Annotated in this window: 24 protein-coding genes; 19 read left to right on the plus strand and 5 right to left on the minus strand. The window is 44.3% G+C overall.

Annotated elements, in window-relative coordinates:
• Positions 1-30 precede the first annotated feature (30 nt).
• The 3 genes from kdpB to kdpF are packed head-to-tail and all read right to left on the minus strand — an operon-like array spanning position 31 to position 3,914.
• The gene (gene kdpB / locus PSI14_RS05795; protein ID WP_273574927.1) at positions 31-2,094 is read right to left on the minus strand and encodes a potassium-transporting ATPase subunit KdpB; all 2,064 of its coding nucleotides are present in this window, start codon (positions 2,092-2,094) and stop codon (positions 31-33) included.
• 32 nt (positions 2,095-2,126) lie between these two features.
• Positions 2,127-3,824, minus strand: coding sequence for a potassium-transporting ATPase subunit KdpA (kdpA, locus tag PSI14_RS05800; RefSeq protein ID WP_273574928.1), 1,698 nt, complete (start codon positions 3,822-3,824; stop codon positions 2,127-2,129).
• Positions 3,825-3,914 carry a K(+)-transporting ATPase subunit F gene (gene kdpF / locus PSI14_RS05805; RefSeq protein WP_092518039.1) on the minus strand — a complete coding sequence of 30 codons (90 nt, stop codon included), beginning with the start codon at positions 3,912-3,914 and terminating at the stop codon, positions 3,825-3,827.
• Positions 3,915-4,264: 350 nt separating this feature from the next.
• Between kdpF and PSI14_RS05810 the strand changes: the two genes are divergently transcribed.
• Together PSI14_RS05810 and PSI14_RS05815 are read left to right on the plus strand one after the other, a co-directional pair.
• Positions 4,265-4,474 carry a YbfA family protein gene (locus PSI14_RS05810; RefSeq protein WP_273574929.1) on the plus strand — a complete coding sequence of 70 codons (210 nt, stop codon included), beginning with the start codon at positions 4,265-4,267 and terminating at the stop codon, positions 4,472-4,474.
• Between the two features lie 324 nt (positions 4,475-4,798).
• Positions 4,799-5,542, plus strand: coding sequence for a type 2 GTP cyclohydrolase I (locus PSI14_RS05815; RefSeq protein WP_273574931.1), 744 nt, complete (start codon positions 4,799-4,801; stop codon positions 5,540-5,542).
• A 48-nt stretch (positions 5,543-5,590) separates the two neighbouring features.
• Here PSI14_RS05815 and PSI14_RS05820 read toward each other — a convergent pair whose 3' ends face one another.
• Positions 5,591-6,730, minus strand: a complete 1,140-nt coding sequence (locus PSI14_RS05820; protein ID WP_273574933.1) for an MFS transporter — start codon at positions 6,728-6,730, stop codon at positions 5,591-5,593.
• Positions 6,731-6,851: 121 nt separating this feature from the next.
• Between PSI14_RS05820 and PSI14_RS05825 the strand changes: the two genes are divergently transcribed.
• Positions 6,852-7,664, plus strand: a complete 813-nt coding sequence (locus PSI14_RS05825; protein ID WP_273574935.1) for an AraC family transcriptional regulator — start codon at positions 6,852-6,854, stop codon at positions 7,662-7,664.
• 212 nt (positions 7,665-7,876) lie between these two features.
• On the opposite strand, the gene PSI14_RS05830 is transcribed toward PSI14_RS05825, so the two are convergent.
• Positions 7,877-9,160 carry a citrate synthase gene (locus PSI14_RS05830; RefSeq protein WP_273574937.1) on the minus strand — a complete coding sequence of 428 codons (1,284 nt, stop codon included), beginning with the start codon at positions 9,158-9,160 and terminating at the stop codon, positions 7,877-7,879.
• A gap of 621 nt (positions 9,161-9,781) precedes the next feature.
• On the opposite strand from PSI14_RS05830, the gene sdhC reads away from it, so the two are divergent.
• From sdhC to tolA, 16 genes are all read left to right on the plus strand, one after another.
• Entirely contained in the window at positions 9,782-10,171 is a 390-nt protein-coding gene (gene sdhC, locus PSI14_RS05835; protein ID WP_273574939.1) for a succinate dehydrogenase cytochrome b556 subunit, read from the plus strand.
• Positions 10,165-10,512, plus strand: a complete 348-nt coding sequence (gene sdhD, locus PSI14_RS05840) for a succinate dehydrogenase membrane anchor subunit (RefSeq protein WP_273574941.1) — start codon at positions 10,165-10,167, stop codon at positions 10,510-10,512. The genes sdhC and sdhD overlap by 7 nt, the downstream gene beginning before the upstream one ends.
• Complete coding sequence (gene sdhA, locus PSI14_RS05845; protein ID WP_273574943.1) at positions 10,513-12,279, plus strand: succinate dehydrogenase flavoprotein subunit; 1,767 nt, start codon at positions 10,513-10,515, stop codon at positions 12,277-12,279. It abuts the gene before it with no gap.
• Between the two features lie 37 nt (positions 12,280-12,316).
• Complete coding sequence (locus PSI14_RS05850; protein ID WP_273574945.1) at positions 12,317-13,033, plus strand: succinate dehydrogenase iron-sulfur subunit; 717 nt, start codon at positions 12,317-12,319, stop codon at positions 13,031-13,033.
• 345 nt (positions 13,034-13,378) lie between these two features.
• Complete coding sequence (gene sucA / locus PSI14_RS05855) at positions 13,379-16,186, plus strand: 2-oxoglutarate dehydrogenase E1 component (protein ID WP_273574947.1); 2,808 nt, start codon at positions 13,379-13,381, stop codon at positions 16,184-16,186.
• A 13-nt stretch (positions 16,187-16,199) separates the two neighbouring features.
• Positions 16,200-17,423: a 2-oxoglutarate dehydrogenase complex dihydrolipoyllysine-residue succinyltransferase gene (odhB, locus tag PSI14_RS05860; protein ID WP_273574948.1), complete on the plus strand. Its 1,224-nt coding sequence runs from the start codon at positions 16,200-16,202 to the stop codon at positions 17,421-17,423.
• Between the two features lie 284 nt (positions 17,424-17,707).
• Complete coding sequence (gene sucC, locus PSI14_RS05865) at positions 17,708-18,874, plus strand: ADP-forming succinate--CoA ligase subunit beta (protein WP_273555285.1); 1,167 nt, start codon at positions 17,708-17,710, stop codon at positions 18,872-18,874.
• Positions 18,874-19,743 (plus strand): succinate--CoA ligase subunit alpha, encoded by an 870-nt coding sequence (gene sucD / locus PSI14_RS05870; RefSeq protein WP_273555284.1) that lies wholly within the window; start codon positions 18,874-18,876, stop codon positions 19,741-19,743. The genes sucC and sucD overlap by 1 nt, the downstream gene beginning before the upstream one ends.
• Before the next feature lie 646 nt (positions 19,744-20,389).
• On the plus strand, positions 20,390-21,964 hold the full coding sequence (gene cydA / locus PSI14_RS05875) for a cytochrome ubiquinol oxidase subunit I (protein WP_273574949.1): 1,575 nt from the start codon (positions 20,390-20,392) through the stop codon (positions 21,962-21,964).
• A gap of 14 nt (positions 21,965-21,978) precedes the next feature.
• Positions 21,979-23,118 (plus strand): cytochrome d ubiquinol oxidase subunit II, encoded by a 1,140-nt coding sequence (gene cydB / locus PSI14_RS05880; protein WP_273574950.1) that lies wholly within the window; start codon positions 21,979-21,981, stop codon positions 23,116-23,118.
• 11 nt (positions 23,119-23,129) lie between these two features.
• Positions 23,130-23,246, plus strand: coding sequence for a cytochrome bd-I oxidase subunit CydX (gene cydX, locus PSI14_RS05885; protein ID WP_273574951.1), 117 nt, complete (start codon positions 23,130-23,132; stop codon positions 23,244-23,246).
• Positions 23,246-23,533 (plus strand): cyd operon protein YbgE, encoded by a 288-nt coding sequence (gene ybgE, locus PSI14_RS05890; RefSeq protein WP_273574953.1) that lies wholly within the window; start codon positions 23,246-23,248, stop codon positions 23,531-23,533. The genes cydX and ybgE overlap by 1 nt, the downstream gene beginning before the upstream one ends.
• A 113-nt stretch (positions 23,534-23,646) precedes the next feature.
• Positions 23,647-24,051, plus strand: a complete 405-nt coding sequence (gene ybgC / locus PSI14_RS05895) for a tol-pal system-associated acyl-CoA thioesterase (protein ID WP_273574954.1) — start codon at positions 23,647-23,649, stop codon at positions 24,049-24,051.
• Positions 24,048-24,737, plus strand: a complete 690-nt coding sequence (gene tolQ / locus PSI14_RS05900) for a Tol-Pal system protein TolQ (protein WP_273556341.1) — start codon at positions 24,048-24,050, stop codon at positions 24,735-24,737. Before ybgC ends, tolQ begins: the two co-directional genes overlap by 4 nt.
• Positions 24,738-24,761: 24 nt before the next feature.
• The gene (gene tolR / locus PSI14_RS05905) at positions 24,762-25,193 is read left to right on the plus strand and encodes a colicin uptake protein TolR (protein WP_273574956.1); all 432 of its coding nucleotides are present in this window, start codon (positions 24,762-24,764) and stop codon (positions 25,191-25,193) included.
• A gap of 35 nt (positions 25,194-25,228) precedes the next feature.
• Positions 25,229-26,314 carry a cell envelope integrity protein TolA gene (gene tolA, locus PSI14_RS05910; protein ID WP_273574957.1) on the plus strand — a complete coding sequence of 362 codons (1,086 nt, stop codon included), beginning with the start codon at positions 25,229-25,231 and terminating at the stop codon, positions 26,312-26,314.
• Positions 26,315-26,487: the final 173 nt, after the last annotated feature.

A 26,487-nucleotide genomic window follows, 5' to 3' on the forward strand; every position in this document is an offset into this window, starting at 1 on the left:
TTTAAATACAGATTAATTAAAGATCGTCAGTTAAAAAATTAAGGCAGTGAGCAATATATCAATGAGCTTAATACCGATAAAAGGCACAAGCAAACCGCCAAGGCCATATATCCATAGGTTTCGGCGCAAGAGTGACAATGCGTTCATTGGGCGGTAGCTGACGCCTTTTAGCGCCAATGGCAGCAGAAGGATTATAATTATCGCATTGAAGATAACAGCAGACAGTACCGCAGATTCCGGAGAATGAAGGTGCATGATGTTCAATGCATTAAGTTGTGGATATGTAACTGAAAAAGCGGCGGGAATGATGGCGAAATATTTAGCAATATCATTGGCAATGCTGAATGTTGTCAAAGCACCGCGGGTCATTAACATCTGTTTGCCAATATGTACAACTTCAATCAACTTGGTAGGGTTGGAATCCAAGTCAACCATATTGCCTGCTTCTTTTGCTGCCTGTGTACCTGAATTCATGGCAACGGCAACATCTGCTTGTGCCAGCGCTGGCGCATCGTTTGTACCATCGCCAGTCATGGCAACCAGACGCCCTTCGGACTGATATTGGCGGATCAGGGCGAGTTTCGCTTCGGGAGTGGCTTCTGCCAGAAAATCATCAACGCCAGCTTCGGCTGCAATGGCCGCGGCAGTTAGGTGATTGTCACCTGTAATCATGACGGTCTTGATGCCCATTTTACGCATTTCAGTGAAGCGTTCTTTAATCCCGCCTTTCACAATATCTTTTAAGGCGACGACTCCCAAGACCTGCTGATTTTCAGCAACAACCAATGGTGTTCCTCCTTTATACGCGACTTGTTGTACCAAATGATCAACCACATCAGGGAAATGACTGTGGTTGGCTTCAATATAGCGACGAATGGCATCGACAGCGCCTTTGCGGATCATGCGATTATCAATATTGACTCCGCTCATGCGTGTCATGGCAGAGAAAGGAACGAATGTGGCTTTTAATTCTCGAAGATCTCGTTCACGCATATTGAAACGTTGTTTTGCCAAGATGACGATGCTGCGCCCTTCCGGTGTTTCATCTGCAAAAGAAGAGAGTTGGGCAGCATCAGCTAACTGTCGCTCTGTTACGCCCGGAGCAGGTAAAAATTGAGACGCCTCGCGATTTCCGAGTGTGATCGTGCCAGTTTTATCGAGTAGCAGAACATCTACATCTCCAGCCGCTTCAATAGCACGCCCGCTGGTGGCGATGACATTGGCTCCCAACATGCGGCTCATACCGGCAACACCAATGGCTGACAGTAAACCGCCAATGGTAGTGGGGATCAGGCAAACCAGTAAGGCAATCAATACAGTGAGTGTAATGGGCGCGCCAGATTGGTTGGCTTGGACGCTGAACAAGGAAAAAGGCAGTAGGCTTACACAGACCAGTAAGAAAATAATGGTTAGTGCAGTAAGCAAAATAGTGAGGGCTATTTCATTTGGTGTTTTACGTCGCTTAGCCCCTTCAACCATTGAAATCATTCTGTCTAAAAAGGTTTCGCCCGGATTGGCAGTACATTCGACGATTAGCCAATCTGATAAAACTCGCGTACCTCCAGTAACAGAGGAAAAATCGCCCCCTGATTCGCGGATAACTGGTGCAGATTCCCCTGTAATGGCGCTTTCATCAACGGAAGCTCCTCCTTCAAAGATTTCACCATCACAAGGAATAGTTTCTCCTGCTTCCACCAGCACGATGTCCCCTTTACGCAAAGTGTCAGAAGTGACTTTTTCTTTTACGGCTTCACGGCTGGATGATGTCAGTTTGATCGCCCAACTGGTTTTTTTTACGCTTTTCAGGCTGGATGCTTGGGCTTTGCTACGTCCTTCCGCCAGTGCTTCTGCAAAGTTGGCAAACAGCACGGTAATCCATAACCAGAGAGCAATGGCTCCGGTAAATAACATATTGCCCGTTAGTTGTCCCATTAATATGCCAATCCATAATGCGGTGGTCAGACAACTCCCTACATAAACAACGAACATGATCGGATTGCGCCATTGTTGAGCCGGATGGCATTTTTTTAACGAGTCGATAAGTGCTTGACGAATCAGAGTAGGTTCAAATAATACTTGTGGTTTATTTTTCATATTTTACCTCATGCTCTTTTTATCTCATGCTTTCACGGCCAAAGTTGTAGGTGTTCTGCAATAGGGCCAAGCGCCAAAGCAGGGATAAATGTGAGAGCACCAATCAGTAAAATGACCAGAATTAATAATCCAATAAAGAGGGAACCGTGGGTCGGTAAAGTGCCACTGCTAATAGGCTGGCGTTTTTTGTTAACCATGGAACCAGCGATGGCCAGAACAGGCAGAATGATACCAAAACGTCCAAGAAACATGGTTACCCCCAACAGCAGGTTATAAAAGACGCTGTTGGCATTGAGTCCGGCAAAGGCACTCCCGTTGTTATTGGCTGCGGATGAAAAAGCATAAAGCACTTCAGTGAAGCCGTGAGCGCCGGGATTTGCAATAGCGCTGCGACCTGCATCGATTGAAATAGCCAGAGAGGTTCCTAATAAAACAAGCGACGGGGTAACTAAAATCGCCAGTGCGACCATTTTCATATCATGGATATCAATTTTTTTACCTAAGTATTCTGGTGCCCGGCCAATCATCAAACCTGCAATAAATACGGCAAGCAGGACGAACAGCAATATGCCATAAAGACCAGAACCTGCCCCACCGAATATGACTTCACCAATCTGCATCAACCAAAGCGGTATCATGCCTCCCAGTGGAGTAAAGGAATCATGCATTGCATTTACGGCACCACAGGAAGCGGCTGTCGTCACAACACCATAAAGGGAAGAGGCAAGGATACCAAAGCGGGACTCCTTTCCTTCCATATTAACGTGGTTACTGATATTGGACTGTATAAGATGAGGGTTATCGGCGGTTTCGGCATACATCACGATACTGGCGGCAATAATGAAAACAATGCTCATTGCCCAGAGCAGAGCATATCCCTGGCGGTTGTCTCCGACAACCAGACCGAATGCGAAACATAATGCACAGGGGATCAAAAAAATAGCCAGAACTTGGACAAAGTTACTGAGTGAAGTTGGATTCTCAAATGGGTGAGCTGAGTTTGCCCCAAAAAATCCTCCGCCATTGGTGCCCAAAAGTTTTATGGCTTCTTGAGAAGCAACGGGTCCCATAGGAATTAATTGTTGTTGTCCTTCAAGCGAGTGGGTGAGTACATAGGAAGAGAAATTTTGGATAACACCTTGACTGACAAAGAAAAAAGCAAGGATGATCGCAAGCGGAAGTAAAAGATATAAAGTAATACGTGTGATGTCGATCCATGCATTTCCCACGGTTTTCGTGCTTTGACGGGAAAACGCCCGCATCAAGGCAAAAGCCACAGAAATGCCGGTTGCCGCAGACAAAAAATTCTGAACAGTCAATCCGGCCATTTGGCTCAGGTAACTGAGGGTATTTTCTCCGCTATAAGCCTGCCAATTAGTATTAGTAATAAAACTGATTGCGGTATTCAGTGCCAGATCCCATTTCATACCAGCAAAATGTTGTGGATTCAGTGGTAAGTGACCTTGGCTAATCAGCAGGGTAAACAGTAGCAATAGCCCCGCTATATTGAATATGAAGATCGTAAGTGCATACTGCCACCAGTTCATTTCTTTGACATTGTGGCCGGGTTTTTGCAAGCCACAACAACGCCATAGAATGATTTCTGTTTTTGTCAGCCAGCGAGGCAATTCTCCTTCGACGAGTCTGGCGATCAGATTGCCAAGAGGCTTGCTCAATAGAACCAGTATGAGCAAGAAGCTGGCAATCAGTAAAAAAGCGGATGCTGCCATTTAGAAATCCTCCGCATTCATCAACGCATAAATTAGATAGCCCAGTAATAGCGTCACCAGAAAAATGCCAAGGATGAGGTATATATTCATGGTTTATCTCCTTGCTTATTTCTTTAAGAAATAGCCGGTTACCGCATAGGAATGACCATACAAAGAAGTTATTGAAAGAGTTCCTGAAAGCGTAAAAAAGTATAAATAACCTGCGGAATTCATCGACAAAGTATCATTAAGGCAAGTGTAGCAAACAATTTATGGTTAATTTTTTGTTTTGAAATTGTTGGTTTTGTTTCTGTTTAAGTATGGTTTTGTAATTAAGTTACACAGCTAGAAAAAAAAGGTGATTTGTACCACTAAAAAAGTGGTCGGATGAGTAGTAAATTTTCACTTTATCAGATAAAATTTTATGCATCTTACAGGTTATGCCCATGAGGAGGATATCAATGTCTATATATCGTGAATACTCTTTGCTCCAGATTCTCTTGCGGCGTATTGGCGCTGTATCATTGGGCGTCATTGCGCTTCCTGTCATGCTGTTTCGTCGCGATCGGGCCCGTTTTTATAGCTATCTGCATAAAGTATGGGTTAAAACCAGTGATAAGCCAGTGTGGCTGGAATGTTTAGAAATAGCTTCAGGTACTCGAAATCGCTAGCACAGCATTATGATGGAGTCTAATGACCTTTCCCGTCCCTCAGGTTTCCATTCTTGGTTTTTTCTGCCTGAGCGAGTATTTTGAATATAGCATCTTGAATATAACACCTTGAATATAGTTTTTGACACCTTGCTGGTTTATGCTGGCAAGGTGTTTTGTATGTAATTAAGGCATACATTTATAACCCAAGATTTTGATATCCAATCTATTTCGAGCCTGGCTTGGAAGATGGCGGGCATAGGCAATTTGGCGAGTGAATTGACTTAATTCATGGCAGGTATGTATTTTATGATGAATAAAAGGCTAAGTGACAAGGGGAATGCGATGAACAATGTTGAATTGGAGCATGTGCTCAATACGGAATTGAGAGTCCGTGAATTTCAAGACTATGCCCCCAATGGATTACAGGTGGAAGGCCGTTCCCATGTTCAACGGGTGATTACTGGCGTGACAGCTTGTCAGGCATTATTGGATGAAGCCGTTCGTCTTGAAGCGGATGCTGTCATCGTTCATCATGGATACTTTTGGAAGAATGAATCTCCCGTTATCCGTGGCATGAAACGCCGTCGTTTGCAAACACTACTCTGCAATGATATCAACCTGTATGGCTATCATCTTCCGTTAGATGCCCATCCGGCTTTGGGCAACAATGTCCAATTGGCACGTCAGATGGGGGTGAAGGTTATAGGTGAGATTGATTCTTTTCTTCCTCATGGTGCTTTTGATCAACCTATTACGCCAGCAGAATTGACTGAACGCCTTGAAAAAAATCTGGAGAGAAAAGTACTGTATTGTGGCGATAATGCGCCAGAAGAAATCCGCACACTGGCATGGTGTACAGGTGGCGGCCAAAGTTTTATTGAACAGGCGGCTGAATTTGGTGTTGATGCCTTTGTGACGGGAGAAGTATCAGAAAAGACTATCCATGTTGCCCGTGAAATGGGACTGCATTTTTTTGCGGCAGGGCATCATGCAACCGAGCGCTATGGTATCAAAGCGCTCGGCGAATGGCTGGTGAATAATTATGGGTTGGATGTGACTTTTATCGATATCCCTAATCCGGCTTAATCTATATAGCCCCCAGATTTTATTTCCATTTTGGGAGCTGGGGGCTTTTTATTTTTGTTTAAAAAGGGATGCTTGAACAAGGGACAAAACAATCGTGCTTATCCCACAAAATATCAGTACACAGCCCAATGCTTGACTCCAGCCTGCCAATGCCAAACCAAGGCCCAGTAGTAAATAGTAAAACAATCCCAGTAAAGCACCAGCAGTACCCAATCGCTCTGAATAGTGGGTTAATGCAGAAGCCAGAATATTCGGAATAGCCAGTCCATAAGCGATGACAATCCCCAACATTGGAAAAATAAAGAGCCAGCTATTTTCGAGTAGGTATACACCGCCCCCACTCAGTAGGCTAATCAATGAAGCGAGTGTGACTAATTTGGCAGGTATCCATTGTTGTTTTAATAGATACTTGTTTAATAAAGAGCCTAGCCCAGCCCCAAAAGTCATTAACAAGCCAGTATAACCAAATGTTTCCTGTGACACTCCCAGTTGTTCAAAACGGAATGGTGCTAATTGGTAGTAACTGAACAAACAAATATTGAAAAATGCGATCAAAAACGCACTTCGCCAAATTGAAATATCTTTGAGCATCATGATTGCAGTGCTGAATAAAGACACTTTTGCCACGTTATTTGGCCGAGTTTCGGGCAGCCGAGCGATAGACCAGCTAGTCAGGATAATCGCCAAAATGGTTAGCCCAGAAAAGACTGCTTTATAACCAGCAAAATAGTTCAATGTTGAGCCGCTAAGCATACCAATGGCAGGGCTGACAGCTAAGGCAATACCCATGATGGAAAAGACGCGCGTCAATTCTTCTCCACGATAAGTATCACGCATAATAGTTTGTGTACCGACAGAGCCAACTGCTGCGCCGAAAGCAGACAGTATTCTGGCAACGAGTAGTAACCAAAATTGTTGAGTCAACAATGCCAGCAGGGAAGCGAAGCCATAGAGTGACAGGCCAGCAATGATGGTCGAGCGTCTGCCAATCACATCACACATGCGCCCCCAGACGACAACCCCGAGGGCAAAAGCAAAGAAGTAGAGTGATAATGTTTGAGCGGCTTGCTCTGAGCTAACCGAAAACCCATTGGCAATATTGGTTAATGCAGGACTATAGATAGTTTCTACGATCTGCGGAAACATCATCAAGGCAATGGCAAGCCAAAGTGATGGTTTAGTTTGCATGATTTTTTCTTCTGATGATAAGTAAGTAATAACTCGAAAGGTTAGCATTCTGATTGCTGTCTTTTTATGATAATAAAGACAGATTATTTATTTAATCAGACATTGAATCAGGGGGAGTAACATGGCGTGGCTACAACAAAGTGATCATTTTGATCCTGATGGTTTGAATGATAGTTTGAATGTGCCAGTGGTAGGGATCGCAGCAGAGATGGGACAACACGATTCAGGTTTTCATCAGCATGATATGGGGCAATTGCTATTTACCCAACGGGGCTGTATCAAGATCACATTGGCAAATCAAATCTCTATTCTGCCGCCAACCAGAGTGGCATGGATACCTCCGAAAACACTGCATCGGGCAGAAATGCGTGGCTCGGTAGGCTACCGCTCTATTTATTTTGATACTCATTATTTGAACACCCACTATTCGAATGTTTCTGGAATAGTGTTAATTTCGACACAAAGTGAAGTGTTGGAAGCCACGCCACTGCTACAGGCGCTTTTGGAGCGAATAGCTATATCTTCTTTCGATTCTGATTGGTATCAGGGAAAGGGGACAAATTTGTTGGCAGTCTTTTTTGATGAAATCCGTGAGGCGCGTAGGGAACCGACTTTATTGCAGTTGCCGTCTGATCGGCGTTTAGCGCGTTTATCATTTGAGCAATTGCCGCCATCGTTGAATATATTAGCGACTTATATCGGCGCCAGCGAGAAAACGATTACTCGGATATTTCAGCGTGAAACAGGAATGAATTACCAACAATGGCGGCAGCAATGGCGATTGGTAAAGGCAATAGAGTTGCTGGCACAGAACAAAACCCTGTCCTATGTTGCACAAGAACTCGGTTTTGCCAATGATAGTGCGTTTGTGACGTTTTTCCGCAAAGCTATGGGGAGACCGCCACGGGAATATATGGCGGGTTCAGAGAGATAAAGGCATTTGTGCGTACTCTACCAGATAAATACACCGCTATCGCTTGAACTTCTACTGCTCATATATCCTTTTCGTTATTAAAACGAGTTTCAAAACAACTGGTTGATATCGAACCATAAAAAACTACACCCCTAATATCAGGGTAAAACTGATATGAGAGGTGCAGAAATACACATATTCAGAATATGAATAGTGCGATTGGAGTGACTAAATTATTTTTTTAACTGGCTCTTGAAGTCACGTTTACTGTGGCCAGTGTAAAGTTGACGCGGACGTGCGATCTTCAAGCCCTCATCGTGCATTTCATTCCAGTGTGCAATCCAGCCAATAGTACGGGCAATGGCGAAAATCACGGTGAACATGGACGATGGAATACCCATGGCTTTCAGGATAATGCCAGAATAGAAATCGACGTTTGGATACAGTTTTTTCTCAATGAAGTATGGGTCGTTCAGGGCAATGCGTTCTAATTCCATCGCCACTTCCAGCAGACTGTCATTCAGACCAAGTTCATTCAGAACTTCATGGCAGGTTTCACGCATCACTGTTGCGCGCGGATCGTAGTTTTTGTAAACGCGGTGACCAAAGCCCATCAGGCGGAAAGAATCATTTTTGTCTTTGGCGCGGGCGATGAATTCGGGAATGTGTTCGACAGTTTGGATCTCTTCCAGCATCCGCAAGCAGGCTTCATTTGCTCCACCATGTGCTGGTCCCCACAGGGATGCAATACCCGCAGCAATACAGGCGAATGGGTTGGCACCAGAAGAACCCGCAGTGCGTACCGTTGAGGTTGAAGCATTTTGTTCGTGATCCGCATGCAGAATGAAAATGCGATCCATGGCGCGTTCTAATACTGGATTAACCTTATATTCCTCACACGGTGTTGAGAACATCATGTGCAGGAAGTTGGCTGCATAAGACAGATCATTGCGTGGATAAACAAAAGGCTGCCCAAGGGAATATTTGTAACACATTGCCGCAACAGTCGGCATTTTGGACAGCAGGCGATAAGCAGTGATTTCACGGTGGCGGGGATTATGGACATCCAGAGCATCATGATAGAAGGCAGCCAATGCGCCCGTAACACCACAAAGTACAGCCATTGGATGGGAATCACGGCGGAAACCGTGGAACAGACGCGTGATCTGTTCGTGGATCATAGTATGGCGAGTCACCGTTGTTTTGAATTTTTCATATTCTTGGGATGTTGGTGGTTCGCTGTATAGCAGAATGTAACAGACTTCCAGATAGGTTGATTCCGTTGCAAGCTGATCGATGGGAAAACCACGGTGTAGCAAAATGCCTTCATCGCCATCAATATAGGTGATTTTCGACTCACAGGAAGCTGTGGAAGTAAAGCCAGGATCGTAGGTATAGAAGCCTTTTGAGCCGAGGGTACGAACGTCAATCACTTCAGAACCTAGGGTCGGCGTTAGTACGTCTAGTTCGATAGCAGCTGAACCATTTATGTTCAACGTAGCCTTTTTATCAGCCATTTACATCTCCTTAGCGCTTATTTTTATAACCCCTAACAACCAGATGGGCGCAATTTATACTGTGCCGAAGGCATTGTGCTACCGGAGAGAATTTAAAATCAGGCTGGTATCACATTTAACGCTGAAATCTCATTACGGATGACAATGGTTTTCAGGTTGTTAAAAAGTTTTTGGGAATTATGTTTGAAGTATTATCCACATAAAATGTTATCATTTTGTGTTTATATGATACTCCCACATAACTTTTATTTTTCATGAAGATTAATTCTTCATCATACGATGACGCCAAATAATATATAGCGGCATATATGTAAGATAAATGTTTAATCTTTGTCAAACAACATAATAGTTTTTATGATAAATGTTTGAAGCGTGATCTTTCTCACTGTTCAAGCTAAATGTTAACAATCATATTGTGTGGGAATTGTAATAACAATGTGAAGTACTTATACTTCCGTGAGGTCTCCGGATTACCCTGATGTAGGAGCACCCAGCGTAACCAAATCACAACTTTTGATGAACAGTAAGGATTGTTGAGTTAATTATGTTGTGTCTTTGTATCCTCTTAGCGCTGTCTGATTCCCGCCCAGGACCGGAGGATGGAAAATAAAAAAAAGCTTTGTGGGCAAAATTGTGAAAAAACAAAGACCTGTCAACCTTGATCTGCGGACGATTAACCAACCCGTCTCCGCGATAGCATCGATCTTGCACCGTATCTCAGGCGTCATCACCTTTATCGCAGTCGGTATTCTGCTGTGGTTGTTAGGTATGTCACTGTCTTCGCAGGAGGGTTTTCTACAATCATCTGAAATCATGACTGGCTTCTTCGCCAAATTTATCCTGTGGGGGATATTGACGGCGCTGGCTTACCATATCTGTGGAGGCATACGCCATGTGTTGATGGATTTTGGTTTCTTGGAAGAAAATCTCGCTACCGGTAATGCATCTGCCAAAGTGGCAATAGTCATCGCGGTTATTCTGTCTATTCTGGCTGGGGTATTATTATGGTAAGCAACGCATCCGCATTGGGTCGTACGGGTATTCAGGACTGGCTGCTGTTACGTGCATCCGCAATTATTATTGTTTTGTACGTCCTTTACCTCGTCGGTTTTGTCGCAACAACGTCGGATATTACCTATGAAGTCTGGCGTGGTTTCTTCTCTTCATCCCTCACTAAAGTATTCACTGTGTTGACTCTGCTTTCTATCCTGATTCATGCATGGATTGGCATGTGGCAGGTACTGACAGATTATGTCAAACCGTTTGCACTGCGTTTGGTTCTGCAACTGGTGATTATTGTAGCGTTGTTAACTTATTTGATTTACGGAACATTTGTTGTGTGGGGTGCATAAATGAAACTGCCAGTAAGAGAGTTTGACGCTGTTGTTATTGGTGCTGGTGGTGCAGGTATGCGTGCTGCACTGCAAATTTCACAAATGGGTTTATCCTGTGCCTTGATTTCCAAGGTATTCCCGACTCGTTCCCATACTGTTTCAGCGCAGGGTGGCATTACTGTTGCTCTGGGTAATACCCATGAAGATAACTGGGAATGGCACATGTATGATACGGTGAAAGGCTCCGATTATATCGGTGACCAAGATGCCATCGAATATATGTGTAAGACTGGCCCAGAAGCAATTTTAGAATTGGAGCACATGGGTTTGCCATTCTCCCGTCTGGATAATGGCCGCATTTATCAACGTCCATTTGGTGGGCAGTCCAAAAATTTTGGTGGTGAGCAGGCCGCTCGTACTGCCGCCGCTGCTGACCGAACTGGTCATGCTCTATTGCATACTCTGTATCAGCAGAATTTAAAAAACCACACGACTATCTTCTCTGAGTGGTATTCGTTGGATCTGGTTAAGAATCAGGATGGCGCAACTGTTGGTTGTACTGCTATTTGCATTGAAACCGGTGAAGTCGTTTATTTCAAAGCTAAGGCGACTATTCTGGCAACCGGTGGTGCTGGCAGAATCTTCCAATCCACAACTAATGCGCATATCAATACTGGTGATGGTGTGGGTATGGCATTGCGTGCAGGTGTTCCTGTTCAGGATATGGAAATGTGGCAATTCCACCCAACCGGTATTGCCGGAGCGGGTGTTCTGGTCACAGAAGGTTGCCGTGGTGAAGGTGGTTACCTGTTGAATAAAGATGGTGAGCGCTTCATGGAGCGTTATGCACCAAATGCCAAAGACCTTGCTGGCCGTGATGTGGTCGCACGCTCTATGATGATTGAGATCCGTGAAGGCCGTGGCTGCGAAGGCCCATGGGGTCCGCACGTCAAATTGAAACTGGATCATCTGGGCAAAGATGTATTGGAATCCCGCCTACCGGGTATTCTTGAATTATCCCGTACTTTCGCTCACGCAGATCCTGTGAAAGAACCGATTCCTGTTATTCCAACTTGTCATTATATGATGGGGGGAATTCCAACTAAGATCACCGGTCAGGCATTGACATTAAATGAAAAAGGTGAAGATGTAGTGATTCCTGGCCTGTTTGCTGTGGGTGAAATTGCTTGTGTATCTGTTCACGGCGCAAATCGTCTGGGCGGTAACTCACTGCTTGATTTAGTGGTATTTGGTCGTTCCGCAGGCCTGCATTTGAAAGAGTGCCTGATGGAACAGGGTATTAGCCGTGATGCCAGCGAATCTGATGTCGATGCAGCACTTCAACGTCTGAACCGTTGGAATAATACCCGTTCAGGTGAAGATCCGGTTGAAATCCGCAAAGCCCTGCAATCTTGTATGCAGCATAATTTCTCGGTATTCCGTGAAGGTGATGCGATGGCAAAAGGATTGGAAGAGCTGAAAGTGATCCGCGAACGTCTGAAAAATGCTCGTCTGGATGATACTTCATCAGAATTCAATACCCAGCGCATCGAATGCCTGGAGTTGGATAATCTGATGGAAACGGCCTATTCGACAGCAGTTTCTGCGAATTTCCGTACAGAAAGTCGTGGTGCTCACAGCCGCTTTGATTATCCAGAACGTGATGATGCTAATTGGCTATGCCATAGCCTGTATTTACCGCAAACTGAGAGTATGGCTCGCCGTGAAGTGAATATGCAGCCAACGCTGCGTGAAGCTTTCCCGCCGAAAGTGCGTTCTTACTAATTGCGTTGCTGATATTCCAGTTGCGGAGAAATAGATTATGAAACTTGAATTTTCGATTTATCGTTATAATCCAGATGTAGATGACGCACCCCGTATGCAGGATTACACACTGGAAGCACAGGAAGGGCGCGACATGATGTTGCTGGATGCGCTCATCCAGCTAAAAGAGCAAGATCCAACCTTGTCATTCCGTCGTTCTTGTCGTGAGGGGGTTTGTGGCTCTGATGGCGTGAATATGAATGGTAAAAATGGATTAGCATGCGTGATGCCAGTTTCTGCGTTGCGTCGTGGCAATAAGAAAATTGTTATTCGTCCATTGCCTGGCCTGCCAGTGATTCGTGATCTGGTTGTCGATATGGGGCAGTTCTATGCGCAATATGAGAAAATTCGTCCTTATCTGATTAATGACAATAAAAATCCCCCCGCGCGTGAGCACCTGCAATCACCGGAACAGCGAGAAAAACTGGACGGATTGTATGAATGTATCTTATGTGCCTGTTGTTCAACGTCCTGTCCATCATTCTGGTGGAATCCAGATAAATTTATTGGTCCAGCCGGTCTTTTGGCAGCATACCGTTTCCTGATTGACAGCCGTGATACTGAAATAACGTCACGATTGGATAACCTGAATGATGCGTTCAGTGTTTTCCGCTGCCATGGGATCATGAATTGCGTCAGTGTATGTCCTAAAGGGCTGAATCCGACAAAAGCGATTGGTCATATTAAGTCTATGTTATTGAAACATAGTGCATAGTAAAGAAAAGTTTCGTACATAAATAACACATAAATAGTGTGTAAATAGTACATATATAGTACATATAATGTCGCCCTCCACAATTTTGAAATAAATATCAAATCGGTGGAGGGCATAAAGAATGAAAAATGATAGATTGCCTACTGCTAAAAACGCGATATGTTTCCAAATAAAGGAACCTTTAAAAACTGAATCCCAGTTTTTAAAGGTTCCTTGAAGGGTAGGAAAACCCAAAAAAGAACATGCAATAAGCACGTCCAAATGAACCTTTTATCAACACCGCTAATTAAGCGGTATTTGTTAACCACGGCGAAAACTAAAGCTTTTAAAGCTTAAGGGATCACAATGCAGAACGGCGCAATGAAGGACTGGCTGGACTCAAGCTTCCTGGCTGGTGCAAACCAGTCTTACATAGAGCAAATCTATGAAGACTATATAACCGATCCTAATTCCGTTGATGCAAGTTGGAGAGAAATTTTCCAACAATTACCGGAATTAGGATTTAGCGGGGAACAACTTCACTCACAGACACGCGATTACTTCCGTCGTCTGGCAAAAGATGCTACGCGTTACCACACTTCAGTCAGCGATCCAGCAATGGATGCAAAACAAGTCAAAGTTTTGCAGCTCATCAATGCATTCCGCTTCCGCGGACACCAAGATGCAAACCTTGATCCATTGGGATTATGGAAACAGGAACCTGTACCGGATCTCGATCCTGCTTTCCATAATTTAACAAAAGCGGATTTTGAAGAAACGTTTAATGTAGGCTCTTTTGCCATTGGTAAAGAGACAATGAAATTGGCGGATCTGTATGACGCACTGAAAAGCATTTATTGCGGTTCAATTGGTGCGGAATATATGCATATCACCAATACAGAAGAAAAACGTTGGATTCAGCAACGTCTGGAGTCTGTGATAGTTGGTTCCCAATTTAATGCAGAAGAAAAGCGTCGTTTCCTGAAAGAATTAACATCAGCGGAAGGTTTGGAACGCTATTTAGGTGCTAAGTTCCCGGGGGCGAAACGTTTCTCCCTCGAAGGCGGCGACGCACTTATCCTTATGTTAAAAGAACTGATCCGCCACGCAGGTAAACAAGATACCCGCGAAGTTGTGTTAGGAATGGCTCACCGTGGCCGCCTCAACGTTCTGGTCAATCTCTTGGGTAAAAAACCTGTAGATCTGTTCGACGAATTTGCAGGTAAACATAAAGAGCATCTGGGTACAGGTGACGTAAAATACCATCAAGGTTTTTCTTCTGATTTTGAGACCGAAGGTGGTTTGGTGCATTTGGCACTGGCCTTTAACCCGTCTCACCTTGAGATTGTCAGCCCTGTTGTTATCGGTTCTGTACGTGCTCGCCGTGATCGCCTTGATGAAGGTCGCAGTAACATGGTTCTGCCTGTCACCATCCACGGTGATGCGGCAGTAATAGGGCAAGGGATTGTTCAGGAAACGCTGAACATGTCTCAGGCTCGCGGTTATGAAGTCGGTGGTACTGTTCGTATCGTAGTTAACAACCAGATTGGTTTCACCACTTCTAATCCGAAAGATTCTCGTTCAACACAATATTGTACTGATATTGTGAAAATGGTTCAGGCACCGATTTTCCACGTTAACGCGGATGATCCGGAAGCTGTTGCATTCGTCACTCGTCTGGCACTTGACTTCCGTAATACCTTTAAACGTGATGTCATGATCGATCTGGTTTGTTACCGTCGCCATGGTCATAACGAAGCTGATGAACCAAGTGCAACTCAGCCTCTGATGTACCAGCAAATCAAGAAACAACCAACTGCACGTAAAATCTATGCAGATAAACTGATAGCAGAAGGTTTGCTGGCCGCCAATGATGTTACTGAGATAGTAAATCTGTATCGTGACGCATTGGATCACGGTGAGTGTGTTGTTGATGAATGGCGTCCAATGGGGCTGCATTCATTCACATGGGAACCTTACCTGAATCACGAATGGGATGAAGAGTATCCGCATCAAGTGGATATGAAACGTCTGCAAGATCTGGGCAAACGCATCAGTACTATTCCTGCCGAAGTAGAAATGCACTCACGTGTTGCGAAAATCTACGGCGACCGCGCAGAAATGGCTAATGGCAATAAATTGTTTGACTGGGGTGGTGCAGAAACATTGGCTTACGCGACACTGGTTGACGAAGGTATTCCTGTGCGTCTCTCTGGTGAAGATGCGGGTCGTGGTACTTTCTTCCATCGCCATGCGGTTATTCATAATCAAACCAACGCTTCTGTTTATGTACCTTTGGCAAATGTTCACAATGGTCAAGGCGTATTCAAAGTATGGGACTCTGTACTTTCAGAAGAAGCTGTACTGGCATTTGAATACGGTTATGCAACAACCGAGCCTCGTTCCCTGACGATTTGGGAAGCGCAATTTGGTGACTTCGCCAACGTGGCCCAGGTTGTGATTGACCAATTCATCAGCTCTGGCGAACAGAAATGGGGCCGTATGTGTGGCTTGGTTATGTTGTTGCCACATGGTTATGAAGGGCAAGGCCCTGAGCACTCATCAGCACGTCTGGAACGTTATCTGCAACTGTGTGCTGAACAAAACATGCAGGTTTGTGTGCCATCGACTCCGGCTCAGGTTTATCACATGCTGCGTCGTCAGGCTCTGCGTGGTATGCGTCGTCCGCTTATCGTTATGTCTCCTAAATCATTGCTGCGTCATCCATTGGCAGTATCTAATCTGGATGAATTGGCGAACGGCAAATTCGAGCCTGTGATTGGTGAGATTGACGCCTTGGATCCAAAAGGTGTTAAGCGCGTTGTACTTTGTTCCGGTAAAGTTTATTACGATCTGCTGGAACAGCGTCGTAAGAATGAACAGGCCGATGTCGCTATCGTGCGTATTGAACAGTTGTATCCATTCCCACGTCAGCATTTGCAAGCTCAGGTTGAGCAGTATGCTCATGTTCATGACTTTGTCTGGTGTCAGGAAGAGCCATTGAACCAAGGGGCTTGGTATTGCAGTCAACATAATTTCCGTGAAGCAATCCCATTTGGGGCTTCTTTACGTTATGCAGGTCGTCCAGCATCTGCTTCCCCGGCTGTGGGATATACGTCTGTTCACCAGCAGCAACAGCAAGCACTGGTTAATGACGCACTGAACGTTGAATAAATAAGGATAGAAAATGAGTAGCGTAGAAATTCTGGTTCCAGACCTTCCTGAATCTGTTGCAGATGCCACTGTTGCCACATGGCATAAAAAACCAGGTGACACCATAGAACGTGATGAAGTGCTGGTTGAAATTGAAACCGATAAAGTTGTTCTGGAAGTACCTGCAAGTGAAGCGGGTGTCTTGGAAGCTATTTTGGAAGAAGAGGGTGCCACTGTACTGTCCAGACAACTGCTGGGTCGTATTCGTCTGGGTAACAGCACTGGCATCCCAGCTGATGTAAAAGAAAAAACAGAGGCAACACCAGCACAACGTCAGACTGCGTCTTTGGAAGAAGAAAGCAACGATGCATTAAGCCCAGCGGTTCGTCGTCTGATTGCAGAACATGATTTAGATCCGGCTGCAATTAAAGGCAGTGGTGTTGGCGGCCGCATTGTTCGTGAAGATGTAGAAAAATATATCGCTGCGAATAAAAATGCGAATAAAAAAGAGAGTGATAAACCTGCTGCGTCTGCTGAACAATCATCCTTATTGCCGCATCGCAGTGAAAAACGCGTCCCAATGACCCGTCTGCGCAAACGTGTTGCAGAACGTCTGCTTGAAGCGAAAAACAATACTGCGATGTTGACGACTTTCAATGAAGTCAACATGAAGCCAATTCAGGAATTGCGCAAGCAATATGGCGATGTATTTGAGAAACGTCATGGTATGCGTCTGGGCTTCATGTCTTTCTATGTGAAAGCAGTTGTTGAGGCATTGAAACGCTACCCAGAAGTGAACGCTTCTATTGACGGCACTGATGTGGTTTACCACAACTATTTTGATATCAGTATTGCTGTATCTACACCACGTGGTCTGGTTACACCAGTATTGCGTGATGCAGATGCATTGAGCATGGCTGACATTGAGAAAAACATCAAAGAGCTGGCGATTAAAGGCCGCGACGGCAAACTGACTGTTGAAGAACTCACTGGTGGTAATTTTACTATTACTAACGGCGGTGTTTTCGGCTCCCTGATGTCCACCCCGATCATTAACCCACCACAAAGCGCGATCCTTGGTATGCATGCCATTAAGGATCGTCCAATGGCAGTCAATGGTCAGGTTGAGATCCTCCCAATGATGTATCTGGCGTTGTCCTATGACCACCGTTTGATTGACGGTCGTGAGTCAGTTGGCTTCCTGGTGACCATCAAAGAAATGCTGGAAGATCCAACACGTTTGTTGCTGGATGTATAGCATCACTATCGGCGGAGGGTGTTAACTCCGCTAAGTCTGAAGTAGTACGATGTTGATGTAAAAATGTATATGCAGGCCAGCCCTTTGGGCTGGTCATATCCAGAGCAACGAATATATACCCGATAGATTTCGAGTTTTATCGCGGCGGTAAGTGATGGAATCCCAGGAGCATAGTTCACTATGTGACAGAGATGAATGAATGCAGCCAACAAAGAGACAATTCGAAAGATGAAGGGGTTAGAAGGTAATTTACCTTTCTTAGATCAAATTATGGATAGAACATCATGAATTTACACGAGTATCAGGCAAAACAACTTTTTGCACGGTATGGTTTACCAGCACCAGCTGGTTATGCTTGTACCACTCCGCGCGAAGCAGAAGAAGCAGCATCCAAGATTGGTTCAGGCCCTTGGGTCGTTAAATGTCAGGTTCATGCAGGTGGACGCGGTAAGGCTGGTGGCGTAAAAGTCGTCAACAGCAAGGAAGATATCCGTGCTTTTGCTGAACAATGGCTGGGTAAACGACTGGTAACTTACCAGACAGATGCACAGGGGCAACCTGTTCATCAGATTTTGGTGGAAGGAGCGACCGATATTGCCAAGGAGCTGTATCTCGGTGCTGTTGTTGACCGCGGTACACGTCGTGTAGTGTTCATGGCCTCTACTGAAGGTGGCGTCGAAATAGAAAAAGTGGCGGAAGAAACGCCCGAGCTGATTCATAAAGCAATTATCGACCCACTGTCTGGCCCTATGCCGTATCAAGGCCGTGAATTGGCGTTCAAACTCGGTTTGACTGGTAAGCAAGTTGGTCAATTCACCAAGATTTTCTTAGGATTGGCAAAATTGTTCTTAGAGCGTGATTTGGCAATGGTCGAAATCAACCCTCTGGTGATTACAACTCAAGGTGATCTGGTTTGTTTGGATGGTAAATTGGGCGCTGATGGTAATGCGATGTTCCGTCAGGCCGAAATGCGTGAAATGCACGATCCTTCACAGGAAGATCCTCGTGAAGCCCAAGCTGCACAATGGGAGCTGAACTATGTTGCGCTGGATGGCAACATTGGTTGTATGGTGAATGGTGCAGGTCTGGCAATGGGAACTATGGACATTGTCAAACTGCACGGTGGTGCACCGGCAAACTTCCTTGATGTAGGTGGTGGTGCAACAAAAGAACGTGTTACTGAAGCATTTAAAATCATCTTGTCAGATGAAAATGTCAAAGCTGTTTTGGTCAATATCTTTGGTGGTATCGTCCGCTGTGACTTGATTGCTGACGGCATTATTGGTGCGGTGGAAGAAGTTGGAGTTAACGTACCAGTAGTCGTTCGTCTGGAAGGCAACAATGCTGAACTGGGCGCTAAAAAACTGGCAGACAGTGGTTTGAACATCATTGCAGCTACCAGTTTGACAGACGCAGCTAAACAGGCAGTAGCAGCAGCGGGGAATAAATAATGTCTATTTTAATCGATAAAAACACCAAAGTGATTTGTCAGGGTTTTACTGGCAGCCAAGGTACTTTTCACTCCGAACAGGCGATTGCCTACGGTACTCAAATGGTTGGCGGTGTAACACCGGGTAAAGGTGGCACTGAACATTTGGGACTGCCTGTATTTAATACCGTACGTGAAGCCGTTGAAGCAACTGGCGCGACGGCTTCTGTTATCTACGTTCCGGCACCATTCTGTAAAGATTCCATTCTGGAAGCGATTGAAGCAGGCATTAAACTGATCATCACTATTACGGAAGGTATCCCGACACTTGATATGCTGACAGTTAAGGTAAAACTGGATCAAGCGGGTGTTCGTATGATTGGTCCTAACTGTCCGGGAGTCATTACACCTGATGAATGTAAGATTGGCATCATGCCTGGTCACATTCACAAATCGGGTAAAGTGGGCATTGTCTCCCGTTCAGGCACATTGACTTATGAAGCCGTTAAACAGACCACTGATGCTGGATTAGGGCAATCTACCTGTGTTGGTATCGGTGGTGACCCGATTCCAGGCTCAAACTTCATTGATATTCTGAAACTGTTCCAAGAAGATCCACAGACAGAAGCAATTGTCATGATTGGTGAAATTGGTGGTACAGCTGAAGAAGAAGCTGCTGCTTACATTAAAGAACATGTGACTAAACCTGTTGTTGCTTATATTGCAGGTGTGACTGCACCTAAAGGTAAGCGCATGGGTCATGCTGGAGCGATTATCGCGGGTGGTAAAGGTACAGCAGATGAGAAATTTGCTGCACTGGAAGCTGCAGGTGTGAAGACTGTTCGTAGTCTTGCCGACATTGGCGATGCTGTAAAAGCGTTACTGGCATAAGAAGCTCAAAATAAACTATTTTTATAGAAAAAGGCTGCCTTAGGGTGGCCTTTTATTTGTTATTTATAATATTAACAGTAGGTTAGTTCATTTATAAGATGGAGTGCTTTTAAATTTAATTGAACTGGATTTTAGATAAATCTATTTATTTTATTAATTAAATCCGAAATATTGAAAAAATATATTTTTTAAAGAATGAAAATAAAAGGTTAATTTTCTAATGCTTTTTACAGCAAAAAATAAATTAAGACCCATTGCGGATAACAATTTATTAACACGTAGTAAACCATTATGAAATAATAAATGTAAAGCTTAACAAAACAAGGAAAAAATTGACTAAAATCAATTTATTACTCTGTTTTTAATTCACTAAACTTGATTAAATTGATCTAGTATATATAGATATTAGCCTGAGAGTTTATGGCTTTGTTGACCTATATTCAGGAATTCTAAGCTGAGTCACGTAAAATCTATTTATTGTATGTGAATATAGGCGTAATATTATTGTGGTAGCTATGAATTTTTCATTTTGTTAATAATTTATTATTATGTCTGAGGCATTTATTGCTGGTAGTTACGAGGCTTTCGTTTTACGAAGTCGGGTTGCCGCAAGTCGGTGTCTTCCTGCTGGGAGCAAGGAGTCAAGATGTTTGATATTGTCGAACTGTCACGATTACAGTTTGCCTTAACTGCCATGTACCATTTTCTGTTTGTACCATTAACGCTAGGTATGGCGTTTTTGCTTGCGATCATGGAAACGGTATATGTCCTTTCTGGCAAACAAATCTATAAAGATATGACAAAATTCTGGGGTAAGTTATTTGGTATTAACTTTGCTCTGGGTGTCGCAACGGGCTTGACCATGGAGTTCCAGTTCGGAACCAACTGGTCATATTTCTCACATTATGTTGGTGATATTTTCGGTGCTCCTCTGGCCATCGAAGGTCTGATGGCATTCTTCCTCGAATCCACGTTCGTTGGTCTGTTTTTCTTCGGCTGGGATCGATTGAGTAAGAAACAACACTTGGCGGTTACTTGGCTGGTTGCATTAGGCTCTAACTTCTCTGCATTGTGGATTCTGATTGCGAATGGTTGGATGCAAAACCCGATTGCGTCTGACTTTAACTTCGAAACCATGCGAATGGAAATGGTGAGCTTCAGCGAACTGGTACTTAACCCAGTTGCTCAGGTGAAATTTGTTCACACCGTTGCAGCCGGTTATGTGACGGGTGCCATTTTTGTATTGGGCATCAGCTCTTACTATCTGCTTAAAGGGCGCGATTTAGCATTTGCCAAACGTTCTTTTGCGATTGCAGCAAGTTTTGGTATGGCTGCGATATTGTCTGTCATTGTTCTGGGTGATGAATCTGGATATGAAATGGGGGACGTGCAGAAAACCAAATTGGCAGCCATTGAAGCAGAGTGGGAAACTCAGCCGCCTCCAGCCTCATTCACACTGATTGGTATTCCTGATCAGGACAAAATGGAAAATAAATATTCCATCCAAATTCCTTACATTTTAGGTTTGATTGCTACCCGTTCCACAGATACGCCTGTCGTTGGTCTGCGTGACCTGATGAGCCAGCATGAACAACGTATCCGTAACGGTATCAAGGCCTATGAATTACTGGAAGAACTGCGTTCAGGCAATATTGATCCAAATGTTCGCAGTGCATTCAACGAAAGTAAAAAAGATCTTGGTTATGGCATGCTCGTGCAGCGTTATACCCAAAGTGTAACTGATGCAACAGAAGAGCAAATTAAAGCTGCAGCGAAAGATTCTATTCCACGCGTAGCACCGCTCTACTTTGCATTCCGCATCATGGTGGCAGCTGGCTTTGTTATGCTGCTGATTATCGGTTTGTCGTTCCTGAGCGTTCTCCGCAACCGTATCGGTCAACATAAATGGTTGTTGCGTGCCACATTGTTCAGTATTCCATTGCCGTGGATTGCCATTGAAGCTGGTTGGTTTGTCGCAGAATATGGTCGTCAGCCATGGGCGATTGGTGAAGTGTTGCCGACTGCTGTTGCGGCTTCAACGCGCAGTGTAGGCGATCTGATTTTCTCAATGGTGCTGATTTGTGGTCTGTACACTTTATTCTTGATTGCAGAGATGTTCTTGATGTTCAAATTTGCCCGTCTTGGCCCAAGTAGCCTTAAGACCGGACGTTACCATTTTGAACAAAAAACAATTTCTTCAGCGAATAATAATATTGAGTAAGCAGGGGTCCACTTATGCTTGATTATGATGTATTACGATTTATATGGTGGCTGCTGATTGGTGTGTTATTTATCGGTTTCACAGTGACTGATGGTTTCGATATGGGAGTAGGTATCCTGCTGAAAATCATTGGTAAAAATGATACCGAACGCCGCATCATGATTAACTCAGTTGCCCCGCACTGGGATGGTAACCAAGTTTGGTTAATTACCGCTGGTGGTGCTCTTTTTGCAGCATGGCCAACGGTATATGCTGCTGCTTTCTCTGGTTTTTATGTGGCAATGATTCTAGTCTTGGCTGCATTATTTTTCCGTCCGGTTGGTTTTGATTACCGTTCAAAACTAGAAAGCAGCAAATGGCGAAATATGTGGGATTGGGGACTGGTTATCGGTAGCTTTGTACCTGCATTGGTTATCGGGGTTGCATTCGGTAATTTGCTGCAAGGCGTACCGCTGGCTATTAATTCCGACCTGCGCGTCTCCTATGAAGGTTCATTCTTTGGGCTACTGAATCCTTATGGATTACTGGCTGGTGTGATTAGCCTGATGATGATTGTGACGCAAGGTGCAACTTACTTGCAAATGCGCACAACCGGTGAGTTACACCTTCGCTCCCGTACCGCAACTCATGTTTGTGCCGCGATAACAGCAGTTGCATTTCTGTTGGCAGGTATATGGTTGATTTATGGTATTGATGGTTATGTTGTAACGGGAGGATTAGATGTTAATGCAGCATCGAATCCGTTGCATAAGGAAGTGGTTCAGCAGGCAGGTGCATGGTTGACCAACTTCAACAATTATCCGATTCTGTGGGCTATACCTGTGTTGGGGGTACTTCTCCCTCTGCTGACTATGTTGGCTACTTGGATGGATAAAGGTGCTTGGGCATTCCTGTTCTCATCATTGACGGTAACTTGCATTATTCTGACTTCAGGTATTGCTATGTTCCCGTTTGTGATGCCATCAAGCCTTGATCCGAATGTCAGTCTGACCATGTGGGATGCAACATCCAGTCAGTGGACGTTGCAAATTATGTTCGTTGTTGCGCTTATCTTCATTCCTATTGTGTTGTCTTACACCATTTGGTGTTATTACAAAACATTCGGGCGTTTGGATAAGAACTATATTGAAAACAACAAACACTCACTGTACTAAGGAGCATAGGCATGTGGTATTTTGCTTGGATTCTCGGAACGCTCTTGGCTTGTAGTTTCGCTATCATTGCTGCCTTGGCACTTGAGCATAGCGAATCACGAAAAGCGTCTGAGAGTGACAAAAAATAATGTTGGCAGATAAATGCTACCAGCTTATGGATAAGAGCCTGTTGAGGGCTCTTATCCTCATCATGGCCTTAACACTTGCTGCATGTGTGTTTTGGGATCCTGCCCGTTTTGCTGCGAATACCAGTTCCCTACAAATATGGCAAGGTATTTTATTGATTTGGGCAGTTTGTTCTGGCGTCACTTTTGGTGTCGGTTTTCATCCTAAGCGTATTATCTGGCGTTTGTTTTTTCATCCATTACCTGCATTTTTCTTTCTTCTTTTTGGCTTATATCATTTCTTTAAGTAAACTAATTACAATTTTATCGGCTATCAGCCCATAAATTTTTTTACTAACAAGTCATTCCAAAGCGCTATTGTCTTAAGTATAGTGACAGCGTCAATTCGCCTAATTAGGATTATATGAGTAATATGTTATTCCGTTGGCCTATCCGTGTTTACTACGAAGACACAGATGCTAGTGGTGTGGTTTATCACGCTCGATATTTGGTCTTTTACGAAAGAGCTCGTACAGAGATGTTGCGTGAAAAAGGCTTCCACCAGCAGTATATGTTAGATAAACAAGTTGGCTTTGTTGTTAGTCGTATGACGATTGACTATCGGAAACCAGCAAAATTGGACGATCAGCTGGTTGTGGAAAGCGAGGTTACGAATATCCGTGGCGCTTCTCTGACATTTATTCAACGAATAGTTGATTGCAATGGCGTAATTATCAGCAGCGCAGAATGCTTGGTTGTCTGTGTGAATTCATCTCAAATGAAGCCTATTGCGCTTCCAAAGTCTATTGTCGCGGAGTTTAAGCAGTGACTGACATGAACATCCTTGATTTATTCCTTAAGGCAGGTTTATTAGTGCAGCTGATCATGTTGATTTTGATTGGCTTCTCTATCGTCTCTTGGGCAATCATTATTCAACGAACAAAGATCCTTAATGCTGCAAGCCGTGAGGCAGAAGCATTTGAAGATAAGTTTTGGTCTGGTATTGAATTATCTCGTCTTTATAAAGAAAGTCAGTCGCGCCGTGATTCGTTAAGTGGTACTGAGCAGATATTCCATTCTGGGTTTAAAGAATTTGCTCGTTTACATCAGGCAAATAATCATGCACCAGAAGCTGTTATCACAGGCGCTTCCCGCGCGATGCGCATTTCACTCAATCGTGAACTGGAAACATTGGAAAATCACATTCCGTTTTTGGGAACAGTGGGTTCTATCAGTCCTTACATTGGTTTGTTTGGCACGGTGTGGGGGATCATGCATGCCTTTATTGCTTTGGGTGCCGTTAAACAGGCAACTCTGCAAATGGTTGCGCCCGGCATTGCCGAAGCCCTGATTGCAACAGCTATCGGTTTATTTGCAGCCATTCCTGCGGTGATGGCTTATAACCGTCTGAACCAGCGTGTTAACAAGCTAGAACAAATGTACGATAATTTTATGGAAGAATTCTTGGCTATTCTGCACCGTCAGGCTTTTGCTTCCAATACCAACAAGTCGTAATAAATCGTAAGGGGAAATCAGCGAATGGCGCGCACTCGTAGTCGCAGACGTGAGCTAAAATCCGAGATCAATATCGTCCCCTTGCTGGACGTGTTGCTGGTATTGCTGCTTATTTTCATGGCAACAGCACCGATTATCACGCAAAGCGTAGAAGTCGATTTACCTGAAGCGGTGGATTCAAAAACAGTTTCCAGCACTGATAATCCACCGGTCATTGTGGAAGTTTCTGGGGTAGGGCAATACAACATGGTTGTTAACCAGGAACGTTTGGAATTGTTACCTGAACAGCAAATCGTTGCAGAAGCTCAAACTTTGATTAAAGCTAATCCGAAAACAATTTTCCTGATTGGTGGTTCTAAGGAAGTTCCTTATGATGAAATTATCAAAGCGTTGAATATGCTTCGTCAGGCGGGTGTAAAATCGGTGGGTTTAATGACTCAACCTATCGGGGCCTGATAGCGGCTGTCACTTAAAGTTTCTGGATGTCGAGCGTGGGAAAGACAAGCGAACAAAACAATAGGCTGAATCGCGCCATTATCATTTCTGTAATATTGCACATTATCCTGATCGGTTTTCTGATTTGGGGTTCTCTGGTGCAAAAAACGGAAATGGGTGGCGGTGGAAAAGACGGTACTGTCATTGATGCTGTGATGGTTGATCCGAATGCCGTAGTTCAACAATATAATCAGCAGCAACAGCAACAAGCCAATGCAAAATTAGCGGAACAACAGCGGAAGAAAAAGGCTGAACAGCAGGCTGCTGAATTGCGTGCAAAGCAGGCGGAAGAACAAGAACGTTTGAAAGTAGCTGAAGAAGAGCGAATTAAAGCACAGCAGACGGCTGAAGCGCAGAAAAAACAGTCCGAAGCAGTAGCTGCCAAAGCGCTTGAAGAGCAGAAACAAGCTGATGCCGCGGCGGCTAAAGCCCGTGAAGAGCAAAAACAGGCAGAAGAAGCGGCTGCAAAAGCACTGGCAGAAAAAGAAAGGATCTTAAAAGAACAGGCTGAGGCTCGACAGAAAGCGGAAGTTCAGGCAAAGAAAGAAGCTGAAGAGGCGGTAAAACGTAAGGCGGCGGCTGAGGCAAAAGCTAAAGCGGAAGCAGAAGCTAGAGCAAAAACTGAGTCGGAAGCTAAAGCTAAAGCAGAAGAAGAGGCTAAGGCGAAATCAGAAGCTAAGGCTAAAGCGAAAGCAGCGAAACAGGTTCAAGCAATTGATGATTTATTAGGTGAATTAACCTCCAATGCACCTAAGCCGGGTGGAGCTGCTGCTGCAGGAAAAGGTAGTGCTAAGAAAAGTGGCCCTTCTGATTCCGATATCAGTAATTACAAGGGGCAAATTCAGGCTGCGATCCAACATAATTTTCGTGATCCGGCTCTGTATATCGGCCGTACTTGTGATTTAAATATAAAACTGGCACCAGATGGATTATTGATTGATATTAAAGCAGGGGCTGGTGATCCAGCTTTGTGTAGAGCAGCGCTTGCAGCAGCTCATCAGACAAAGAAGATGCCACGCCCACCAAGTGCAGAGATTTATGAACATTTCACGAATTTCACTCTAGACTTTAAGCCACAGTAAAGTAAATATTTAGTGTGAACGTGTTATTTGTTAGGTAAATCTTCGAATTATTTATATGTACAAACAAAATTATTAGATTTTATTTAGGTATCTAGTTTTGTTTGTTGGCGTTTGTTAGAATCCGGCGGATTATTGCGGGCATATAAAAGATCGCGATAAGGGAGAAATGATGA

Origin of the sequence: Xenorhabdus anantnagensis, from assembly GCF_028598555.1 — a bacterium.
In the GTDB taxonomy this organism is placed as follows: Bacteria; Pseudomonadota; Gammaproteobacteria; order Enterobacterales; family Enterobacteriaceae; genus Xenorhabdus; species Xenorhabdus anantnagensis.

What these genes read in the sequence shown, in the direction of transcription:
- kdpB (WP_273574927.1), bottom strand. Translation starts at nt 2,094, where the DNA reads ATGAAAAATAAACCACAAGTATTATTTGAACCTACTCTGATTCGTCAA.
- kdpA (WP_273574928.1), bottom strand. Translation starts at nt 3,824, where the DNA reads ATGGCAGCATCCGCTTTTTTACTGATTGCCAGCTTCTTGCTCATACTG.
- kdpF (WP_092518039.1), bottom strand. Translation starts at nt 3,914, where the DNA reads ATGAATATATACCTCATCCTTGGCATTTTTCTGGTGACGCTATTACTG.
- PSI14_RS05810 (WP_273574929.1), top strand. Translation starts at nt 4,265, where the DNA reads ATGTCTATATATCGTGAATACTCTTTGCTCCAGATTCTCTTGCGGCGT.
- PSI14_RS05815 (WP_273574931.1), top strand. Translation starts at nt 4,799, where the DNA reads ATGAACAATGTTGAATTGGAGCATGTGCTCAATACGGAATTGAGAGTC.
- PSI14_RS05820 (WP_273574933.1), bottom strand. Translation starts at nt 6,730, where the DNA reads ATGCAAACTAAACCATCACTTTGGCTTGCCATTGCCTTGATGATGTTT.
- PSI14_RS05825 (WP_273574935.1), top strand. Translation starts at nt 6,852, where the DNA reads ATGGCGTGGCTACAACAAAGTGATCATTTTGATCCTGATGGTTTGAAT.
- PSI14_RS05830 (WP_273574937.1), bottom strand. Translation starts at nt 9,160, where the DNA reads ATGGCTGATAAAAAGGCTACGTTGAACATAAATGGTTCAGCTGCTATC.
- sdhD (WP_273574941.1), top strand. Translation starts at nt 10,165, where the DNA reads ATGGTAAGCAACGCATCCGCATTGGGTCGTACGGGTATTCAGGACTGG.
- sdhA (WP_273574943.1), top strand. Translation starts at nt 10,513, where the DNA reads ATGAAACTGCCAGTAAGAGAGTTTGACGCTGTTGTTATTGGTGCTGGT.
- PSI14_RS05850 (WP_273574945.1), top strand. Translation starts at nt 12,317, where the DNA reads ATGAAACTTGAATTTTCGATTTATCGTTATAATCCAGATGTAGATGAC.
- sucA (WP_273574947.1), top strand. Translation starts at nt 13,379, where the DNA reads ATGCAGAACGGCGCAATGAAGGACTGGCTGGACTCAAGCTTCCTGGCT.
- odhB (WP_273574948.1), top strand. Translation starts at nt 16,200, where the DNA reads ATGAGTAGCGTAGAAATTCTGGTTCCAGACCTTCCTGAATCTGTTGCA.
- sucC (WP_273555285.1), top strand. Translation starts at nt 17,708, where the DNA reads ATGAATTTACACGAGTATCAGGCAAAACAACTTTTTGCACGGTATGGT.
- sucD (WP_273555284.1), top strand. Translation starts at nt 18,874, where the DNA reads ATGTCTATTTTAATCGATAAAAACACCAAAGTGATTTGTCAGGGTTTT.
- cydA (WP_273574949.1), top strand. Translation starts at nt 20,390, where the DNA reads ATGTTTGATATTGTCGAACTGTCACGATTACAGTTTGCCTTAACTGCC.
- cydB (WP_273574950.1), top strand. Translation starts at nt 21,979, where the DNA reads ATGCTTGATTATGATGTATTACGATTTATATGGTGGCTGCTGATTGGT.
- cydX (WP_273574951.1), top strand. Translation starts at nt 23,130, where the DNA reads ATGTGGTATTTTGCTTGGATTCTCGGAACGCTCTTGGCTTGTAGTTTC.
- ybgE (WP_273574953.1), top strand. Translation starts at nt 23,246, where the DNA reads ATGTTGGCAGATAAATGCTACCAGCTTATGGATAAGAGCCTGTTGAGG.
- ybgC (WP_273574954.1), top strand. Translation starts at nt 23,647, where the DNA reads ATGAGTAATATGTTATTCCGTTGGCCTATCCGTGTTTACTACGAAGAC.
- tolR (WP_273574956.1), top strand. Translation starts at nt 24,762, where the DNA reads ATGGCGCGCACTCGTAGTCGCAGACGTGAGCTAAAATCCGAGATCAAT.